The following is an 8,086-nucleotide window of genomic DNA, read 5'->3' as shown; positions in this document are numbered from 1 at the left end:
TGGGGGGGGGGTTGTTGTTTGTTTTTTTTCTTTTTTTTTTTTCCTCGGGGGAAGGAACCCACCCCCCCCCCCACGGCGGCCGGGAGGGTCAGGAAGCGCGCGTGGCCGGGAGGATTCCGCTTATGCGGCGGGAGTGAAGACCGACTCGGACCGGCCGGCGTTTTCGCCTGCGATGAGCGGAGTGAGCAGGAGGGAGCACTGGGCCTCGGTGAGCAGGTGCGAGCAGGCGAGCGCGAGGTGGGAGGTGGCAAGCCCGGCCACCATCCAGTAGGTCCCCTCGACCCGGCCCATGGTCCCGGTGACGAGGGCGCGCAGGGCGTCCATGTCGAGGCGGCCCATCTGCGAAGCGAGTCGCACCACCGTGCCGTTGAAGGAGGTGTGGGACTGGATCGTCTCATAGCTCTCAGCGACGGCGTGAAGCTGTTCCGGGGTCCACTCGACACGAAAAATCCGATCCAACGGTTCGATTGCCTTGTCCATGCGTGGTCTCCCTTAGAAGCGTCGGTTTGCTTATAGGACTAAAAAATCCTATCCCTGTACCAACCAGTACCGCGGGGATATAATTCCGGCATGGCGCAACGATCCTATGACGACTCGTGCGGGGCCGCCCTGGCGATGGACGCGGTGGGTGAGCGGTGGTCGATGCTGGTCGTCCGCGAGCTCCTGCTCGGGCCTAAACGCTTCAGCGACCTGCGCGCCGGCCTCCCGAATGCGAGCCCGAACGTCCTGAGCCAGCGGCTCAAGGATCTCGAGGCCCAGGGGCTGCTGCGGCGCGTGAAGCTGGGGCCACCGGCAAGTGTGTCGGCCTATGAGCTCACCGACAGTGGACGCCAGCTGGAGCCGGTCCTCATTGAGCTCTCGCGGTGGGGCTCGAGGATCGCCCACCGCCCGCTGAACGGCATGAGCACCGACTCCTTCATGCTGATGCTGAAGGCCCTCTACTATCCGCCCAAGGGATCGGCGTTCGCGGCGAGGATCCGCCTCCGGCCCGACTGGGACCGGTTCACCGTCGTGGTGACCCCGCAGGCCATCGAGGTCAGCCGTTCGGCCGAGGGCTCCGTCGACGTGGACGTGGACGGCGATGTCCTCGCCCTGTGGGACCTCATCTTCAACGGTGAGACGGTGCCGGACGCCGTCGCTGCGGGACGGATCACCGTCACCGGTGACGCCGGCCTGGCGGCCGGGTTCTTTCCCCTGTTCTCCGTTGCCCCGCCGGCGGTCCCACCCCTCGCGCCGCTGGCTGGCTGAGGACGGAGATTCCCTTTCCACCTTGATGTTCCTAAAGGCGTCAATTCGGGATCTTGGCCTTATCCACGTGATTGGACCTGCGGGACTCGACTGATGGATTGCCGTCTTCCAACATCGAATTGGAAGGCGTGCCCTATGGGACATCCGGCCCATGCGTCCCCCTTGGGCAATGCTTCACCAAAATCTTACGGGCGCTCTGCGTTAGTGACACGGTCGGGCGCGTAACCATTCAGGAGAAGATTCACACCGGTCGTCCCGCGCGCGGAAGTCCAGCGTGTCAGTCGACCGCCTGCCGCGCGGAACGCCGCTGCCGGGAGACCTCTCAGCTCGCTGTCGCTTCGGGTGCTCCGGCGGCGGCGAGAAGCCGTTGTCCGATGCTGTCGAGAAATCCGCCGATATCGGCGATGGTTCCGGCCGAGGATCCGGCGAGGACGGCCGTTGCCGCTTCAGAAAAGTGTTCCGTTGACCATTGCATCGCTTGCATCCCTGCCGGGCTGAGCTGCAGGAGCAGGCTGCGCCGGTCCGTGGGGTTGGGCTTGCGGATCATAAAACCCTTGGATTCCAGGCGGTCCACCATCGCGGTCACGGATCCGGTGGTGACGTTAAGGGCAGCGGCGAGGGCCTTCGGCGTCAGGCCGTCGGTTTCTCCGACAAATGCCATGGCATTGATGTCGATGGTGCCGATTCCCAGCTTGCTTGCCAGACGGATCCTGAGTGCATACGTGCCCACATCAACCAGACGCAGGCCCTGCATCACCCGCGCCAAATCGTCCCGGGCGGTGGTCTCCATTTGCTCCACGACGTGTTCTGCCATGTCTAACTCTCGCTCCCGCTCATATCCATTATTGGTCCGCACCGCGGTGGTCCCTTTGAGAATGCCGCTTCGCACTGTGGCAAGGTGACCGGATCTTATGGACACTCCGCAATCTACTTTACTGCCAACTAAGTGGAGCCTCGTCGATGACCGGTGGAAACCCGTGAAATTGACTAGCGATCAGGCGAGAATTTGGCTTCCCTATCTGATAGTTTGAAAAATAAGTAAAAGGATTATAGTTCTACCTACTTATTCAGACAACAGGACTAGTGCAAGGTCTCAACGAAGGGATCCGTCCACATGGACGCTTCATTCAGCTTGGACACGGATTCGCGCCGCGGGGCGCGGACCCGTGGACCCCTTTCCGCACTGCGTGCGCTGGGCATGATCGCCGCCATCGCCGTCACCATGGTGTGCTTGGTCGTCGGCGTGGTCGCGCCGCTGCTTCACATCGGCTTCTCTCCCGTCCTGACCGGAAGCATGCGGCCGACATACGCCCCCGGGGATCTGCTAATCAGCGCTCCCCAGGACGTGACGGACCTGCGCCCGGGTCAGATCGTGGTCTTCATACCTCCGGGTGAAAGCGTCCCGTTTTCCCATCGCATCACCGCCGTCGCAGGCACTCCGGCGCAGCCGGTCCTCACCACTAAGGGGGACGCGAACCCGGCTCCGGACCACTGGCGGGCCACGCTGGAGCAGGCACAAGTGCCCGTCGTCGTGGCGAGCGTCCCGGCCGCCGGCACCGTTCTACTTTGGATTCAGAACCCGGTCCAGCGGGCCCTCCTCACCGCCGCTCTCGGTCTGATGGTGACCGGGGCTGCTGTGCTCTGGATCCTCCGCGAACCAACAGCGTCCCCCGGCAGGGCAAGGTCCGCCGTCCCCGCTCTCTAAAACCACCCGTCACCGTCTCCCTTAAGGATTTGTCATGTCTGCTGCCAGCACCCGCCCCTCACGCCGCCCCCGCGCCCGATTGATCGCCGCCTGCGCCGTCGCGGCCACCGGCCTAGCCATCACCGGAGGCGGCGTGTACGCGGCCTTGACCGCCACCGCCACCAACATCACCGCCCAGAGCGCAACCTCCGGCATCCTAAGCCTGACCATGGCCAGCACCGGCACCGGCAGCAATGCCGGGTTCAGCCAGGCCATCTCCAACCTTGCCCCCGGCGACACCGTCAACCGCTACGTCACCCTGACCCAGGGAGCCGGCCTGGACGGCAAAGACCTGACCCTGTCCGTGAAGGATTCCACCCCGACGCTCCTCACCACCGACGCCACCAGGGGACTGCACGTCACCGTGACCCAGTGCCCCGGCACCTGGAATCCGGCGACCGGCAATTGCAGCGGAACCCCGATCCCACTGCTCCTGAACAACGTCCCTGTCAGCACATTGACCCCTGCAGCCCCGGGAGTAGTAAAGTACGGGGCCATCCCGAGCAACACCGTCCTGAACTTGCAGGTCTCCGTGACCCTGCCGGACCAGAACGAAACAACGATCAACGGGGCCATCCCCACAGGTTCAATCCAAAACCTGTCCTCGTCGCTGACCTGGACATTCTCTGAAACCCAGCGCACCGCCACCACCACCGGAAGCTAAAGCCGCATGAACGTGCACTCCTACCCCGGCAGGGCGGGCGCCGCCGTCGCGGCCGCCGCCCTGCTGGTGTGCACCTCGACACCGGCCGCGGCCGCCACGACCGCGGAGGCATCATCGGTGCTTGCGGCCGTCGGCAGCGGCACCTGGGCGGCAGCCGCGAGCCTACGTACCGCAGCCCCGTTCGGGCCCGGCCCCCTAACACTGACATTTGACAACTCCGGCAGCCCCGCCCACCCCTCATTTCAACCGCAGTACTTCACCATCGGGAACAGCGGCACTCTTCCCCTCAAGCAGGTCGGGTACACCGGAACGGCGGTTGCCCCGTCGACCGTGCAGTTCATTGTCGAGTCCTGCAGCACCGGGTGGGATGAAAACAACAACGTGTGTCAGGGCGGAACACCGTCCCAGGTCCTGGCAACACAAGGAGAGTCCCCCGCGGTCCCGGTTACTTCCACTGTTGTCCCGGCAGATCCTGGTACATCCATCCGGCTCCGGGCACGAATCAGGACCAGCGGCAAGGTACCAGCTAAGTCCACGACCACGCTGACCATCGACGTCACGGTCAACCGCGCCCAGGCCCGGACTGCAACAGCAACCGGCGCCTGACCCCGGCGGCTGATCCGACTGCGGCGCGGAGCATGGTGTCCCGCTGCACGGCCGCAGGGACCCGTGGCGTCGAAAGCCCCGGGAACGAAACCTGAGCTGATGGCGGCCATCGGGGACTGTCCGATGAACGGTGTGCAGGGTCATTTCGGGTTATCCGCTGCTGGAATTGTGGGAGCCATGGGGTTAGCTCCCTCGGCGGTGGTAGGAGCGGATAACCCATGAGGTTTGTCCTCGGGTGTGGACCGGGGGGATTATGCAGCTACTCAGCCTCGAGAGCCTTATTCTCCGGGCTGTTCACCTGCCTGGGAGCTGCTGTGGGGTGAGCTATTGTCGGTACTTTGGGTGACAAGGTCGTTTCCAGCCATTCCTCTTTCTATGCGGGAGTTGTCCCCGACTGTGATCAGCAGTTGGCTGGCGACTTCAGCGCCGGCGCCTGCAAGTTCGAGCAGCAGTTGCGCATACGAATCAATAATTTCCTGCAGAAGCGCATAAGTGGAAACGATTTCGGTTCGCAGAGATTGATATCGGATGGCCAGCGGAGACGAGCAGGCTTCGGATTTGGTGGACGGAGATCGTGCGCACCATGATCGCCGGAGTCCCGGCGGTCCGAAGGACGCGGAAGCATTCCACTGGTTCGTCCTTGGATTTGGGGGTCGCGAAACCTCGTCGGCGGGCGTCGATTGGGCTGACTAGTGGGAGCCCGTTCCGAACCTTGACTGTCGCTGACGCGGGCGCACTGCACTCCGCCTTGGCACCCCTGAAACCGTCACCGAATACACCCGATCGTGCTCCGCGAAGTAGCCTTGCCTTGTGACTACCAATCCAACCCGCGTCTTCGTGGCCCGCCTGCTCGGCCTCGACGTTTTCGACCCCCTGGGCGACCGCCTGGGGCGGCTGCGCGACGTCGTGGTGCTCGACCGCGGCCCCTCGAAGGAACCGCAGGTCGTGGGCATCGTCATCGAGGTCCCGGGCAAGAAGCGCATCTTCGTGCCCATGACCCGCGTGACGTCGATGGATACCTCCCAAATCATCTGCACGGGCCTGGTCAACCTGCGCCGCTTCGAGCAGCGGGGGGCCGAACTGCTCGTGGTCGGTGAGCTGTTCGACCGGCGGGTCACCCTGCAGGACGGCTCGGGGGACGCCGTCATCGAGGACATCGCCATGGAGAAGGACCGGGCCGGGGACTGGCACGTCTCCCAGCTGTTCATCCGGCGCGGCGGACCGACCTCGGCGCTGCGGAGCCTGCGCAGGAGCGGTGAACGCCTGATCGTCAACTGGCTCGACGCCTACCATGGCGCGGCGAACGAACCCCAGGGCGCCTCCCAGTTCGTCGCCCAGCACGAAGACCTCAAGGCCGCCGACTTCGCCGAGGCCCTGCACGAGATGAGCAACAAGCGCCGCCTCGAGGTGGCCGGCGAACTGCAGGACGACCGGCTCGCCGACATCCTCCAGGAAATGCCCGACGACGACCAGGTGCAGATCCTTTCCTCGCTGAACCGCGAACGCGCGGCCGACATCCTCGAGGAGATGGACCCGGACGACGCCGCGGACCTGCTCAACGAACTGCCCGAGGCCCAGAAGGAGGAGCTCCTCCAGCTGATGGAGCCGGAGGACGCCGAAGACGTGCGGCGCCTGCTCGAATACGAGGAGGACACCGCCGGCTCACTGATGACCACGGTCCCGGTCATCCTCCCGCCCGAGGCCACCGTGGCCGAGGCGCTGGCACACGTCCGGCGGGAGGAGCTCACCCCGGCCCTCGCCTCGTCGATCTTCGTCTGCCGCCCGCCCCTCGAAACCCCGACCGGCCGCTACCTCGGCGTGGTCCACATCCAGCAACTCCTGCGCTTCCCTCCGCCGGAGCAGTTGGGCAACATCCTCGATGCGGACCTCGAACCTGTCAGCGACCAGGCCAACGTCAGCGAGGTCTCCCGGATCCTCGCGACCTACAACCTCAACTCGCTGCCCATCATCAACAAGGAGGGCCGGCTGGTCGGCGCGGTGACGGTGGACGACGTGCTCGACCACCTGCTGCCGGACGACTGGCGGGCCCAGGACGACACACGCGCACTTCGACGGGGAGGTACAAATGGCTGAGAGAATCCGCTCCACTTCGACCGGTCTGGACACCCCACGGGAGAGCCGGACCCGGGTCCTCCCCCGGCTGCGCCCCAACCCGGACCGGTTCGGCAGCGCCACCGAAAACTTCGCGCGCTTCATGGGAACCCCTCAGTTCCTCTTCTACATGACCGTCTTCTGCGTGCTCTGGCTGGTCTGGAACACCTGGGGACCCGAAAATGCCCGCTGGGACAGTGCGGCGCTGGGATTCACCGCCCTGACTCTGATGCTCTCGCTGCAGGCCTCCTACGCGGCGCCGCTGCTGCTGCTGGCCCAGAACCGGCAGGACGACCGCGACCGGGTGTCGCTGCGCGAGGACCGGCAACGGGCCGAACGGAACCTGTCCGACACCGAGTACCTGACCCGGGAGATCGCGGAGCTGCGCATCGCCATCCGCGAAGTCGCCACCCGGGACTACGTGCGTTCGGAACTGCGCTCGGCGCTCGAGGAGCTGCTTGAGGCGGCGGACGGCCAGGAGCTCACGCTCTCAAGGAAGCCGCGGAGGAAGCCCTCCGAGAACACCATGAGCCTTCCCCGGGTCACCCCGCCGGTCGGGAGTGACAACCAGTGATCGCAGAAGCCACGGTGCTCAAGGCCCTGGGTTCGGTGCTCGATCCGGAACTCCGCCGGCCCATCACCGACCTCGGCATGGTCGAGGGTGTCCACTCCTCCGGCGACGGCACGGTGAGCGTGCGGGTCCTGCTGACCATCTCCGGCTGCCCCATGCACGCCACCATCACCGCGGACGTCGAGTCGGCCCTGGCGGACCTGCCCGGTGTGGAGCGGGTGCTGGTGGACCTTGGCGTGATGAACCAGGACCAACGCGATGAGCTGAAGGCGAAGCTCCGCGGCCCGGGGGCCGCCCGGGGCATCCCCTTCAACGAGGAGGGGTCGCTGACCCGCGTCTACGCCGTCGCCAGCGGCAAGGGCGGGGTGGGCAAGTCGACGGTCACCGTGAACCTCGCGGCCGCCATGGCCGCGCAGGGGCTGCGGGTGGGCATCGTCGACGCCGACGTCTACGGATTTTCGGTGCCGGCACTGATGGGTATCACCCAGCAGCCGACGAAGGTCGACGAGATGATCCTCCCGCCCGTTGCCCATGGCGTGAAGGTGATCTCGATCGGAATGTTCGTCAGCGGCAACCAGCCGGTGGCCTGGCGCGGGCCGATGCTTCACCGCGCCCTGGAGCAGTTCCTGACGGACGTCTACTTCGGCGACCTCGACGCGCTCTTCCTCGACCTGCCACCGGGCACCGGCGACATCGCGATCTCGGTCGCCCAGCTGCTGCCCCGCTCCGAACTGCTCGTGGTCACCACTCCGCAGAGCGCGGCCGCGGACGTGGCGGAACGGGCCGGGGCGATGGCGGCGCAGACGGGGCAGAAGGTGGCCGGGGTCATCGAGAACATGTCCTGGCTTGAGCTGCCCGGAGGCGGCCGGCTCGAGCTGTTTGGCGCCGGCGGCGGCACCACCCTCGCCTCGCGGCTGACCGGGACCCTGGGCACCGACGTCCCGCTGCTTGGCTCGGTGCCGGTCGAGGTCGCCCTGCGGGAGGGCGGGGACGCCGGCCTGCCGATCGTGCTGGCGGGGCATGAGTCGCCTGCGGCGTCGGAGCTGAAGCGGGTCGCGCACGGCCTGGCGCACCGTCCCCGGGGGCTCTCGGGAACCAAGCTGGCGTTTTCCCCGCGCTGATCCGGCGCGGGCGTCCGCCC

The 8,086-nt window shown here is 66.0% G+C and carries 9 protein-coding genes; 7 read left to right on the top strand and 2 right to left on the bottom strand.

Annotated elements, in window-relative coordinates; translation table 11 throughout:
* Positions 1-120: 120 nt before the first annotated feature.
* Entirely contained in the window at positions 121-480 is a 360-nt protein-coding gene (locus tag ACX80W_RS12430; protein ID WP_459283723.1) for a hypothetical protein, read from the bottom strand.
* Positions 481-570: 90 nt separating this feature from the next.
* Here ACX80W_RS12430 and ACX80W_RS12425 point away from each other — a divergent pair, with 90 nt between their 5' ends.
* Positions 571-1,248 (top strand): winged helix-turn-helix transcriptional regulator, encoded by a 678-nt coding sequence (locus ACX80W_RS12425; RefSeq protein ID WP_459283721.1) that lies wholly within the window; start codon positions 571-573, stop codon positions 1,246-1,248.
* 322 nt (positions 1,249-1,570) lie between these two features.
* Here the strand turns inward: ACX80W_RS12425 and ACX80W_RS12420 are convergent, their stop codons facing one another.
* Positions 1,571-2,062: a MarR family winged helix-turn-helix transcriptional regulator gene (locus ACX80W_RS12420; protein ID WP_459283719.1), complete on the bottom strand. Its 492-nt coding sequence runs from the start codon at positions 2,060-2,062 to the stop codon at positions 1,571-1,573.
* A 300-nt stretch (positions 2,063-2,362) separates the two neighbouring features.
* On the opposite strand from ACX80W_RS12420, the gene ACX80W_RS12415 reads away from it, so the two are divergent.
* From ACX80W_RS12415 to ACX80W_RS12390, 6 genes are all read left to right on the top strand, one after another.
* Positions 2,363-2,953 carry a signal peptidase I gene (locus ACX80W_RS12415; RefSeq protein WP_459283717.1) on the top strand — a complete coding sequence of 197 codons (591 nt, stop codon included), beginning with the start codon at positions 2,363-2,365 and terminating at the stop codon, positions 2,951-2,953.
* Between the two features lie 34 nt (positions 2,954-2,987).
* A complete protein-coding gene (locus ACX80W_RS12410) occupies positions 2,988-3,656 on the top strand; it encodes a TasA family protein (RefSeq protein WP_459283715.1) in 669 nt (222 codons plus the stop codon).
* 6 nt (positions 3,657-3,662) lie between these two features.
* Positions 3,663-4,262 (top strand): hypothetical protein, encoded by a 600-nt coding sequence (locus tag ACX80W_RS12405; protein WP_459283713.1) that lies wholly within the window; start codon positions 3,663-3,665, stop codon positions 4,260-4,262.
* Positions 4,263-5,072: 810 nt separating this feature from the next.
* Positions 5,073-6,356 (top strand): magnesium transporter MgtE N-terminal domain-containing protein, encoded by a 1,284-nt coding sequence (locus ACX80W_RS12400; protein ID WP_459283712.1) that lies wholly within the window; start codon positions 5,073-5,075, stop codon positions 6,354-6,356.
* Complete coding sequence (locus ACX80W_RS12395; protein WP_459283710.1) at positions 6,349-6,948, top strand: DUF1003 domain-containing protein; 600 nt, start codon at positions 6,349-6,351, stop codon at positions 6,946-6,948. The genes ACX80W_RS12400 and ACX80W_RS12395 overlap by 8 nt, the downstream gene beginning before the upstream one ends.
* Entirely contained in the window at positions 6,945-8,066 is a 1,122-nt protein-coding gene (locus ACX80W_RS12390) for an Mrp/NBP35 family ATP-binding protein (protein WP_459283708.1), read from the top strand. The genes ACX80W_RS12395 and ACX80W_RS12390 overlap by 4 nt, the downstream gene beginning before the upstream one ends.
* Positions 8,067-8,086: the final 20 nt, after the last annotated feature.

Source organism: Arthrobacter melezitosi, assembly GCF_054511055.1.
The sequence above is the reverse complement of the archived record's forward strand: the minus strand, read 5'-3'. Positions and strand labels throughout refer to the sequence as shown.

Excerpts from the sequence above, each read along its gene's own strand:
- ACX80W_RS12405 (WP_459283713.1), top strand. The coding sequence starts at position 3,663 with ATGAACGTGCACTCCTACCCCGGCAGGGCGGGCGCCGCCGTCGCGGCC.
- ACX80W_RS12395 (WP_459283710.1), top strand. The coding sequence starts at position 6,349 with ATGGCTGAGAGAATCCGCTCCACTTCGACCGGTCTGGACACCCCACGG.
- ACX80W_RS12415 (WP_459283717.1), top strand. The coding sequence starts at position 2,363 with ATGGACGCTTCATTCAGCTTGGACACGGATTCGCGCCGCGGGGCGCGG.
- ACX80W_RS12425 (WP_459283721.1), top strand. The coding sequence starts at position 571 with ATGGCGCAACGATCCTATGACGACTCGTGCGGGGCCGCCCTGGCGATG.
- ACX80W_RS12420 (WP_459283719.1), bottom strand. The coding sequence starts at position 2,062 with ATGGCAGAACACGTCGTGGAGCAAATGGAGACCACCGCCCGGGACGAT.
- ACX80W_RS12410 (WP_459283715.1), top strand. The coding sequence starts at position 2,988 with ATGTCTGCTGCCAGCACCCGCCCCTCACGCCGCCCCCGCGCCCGATTG.
- ACX80W_RS12430 (WP_459283723.1), bottom strand. The coding sequence starts at position 480 with ATGGACAAGGCAATCGAACCGTTGGATCGGATTTTTCGTGTCGAGTGG.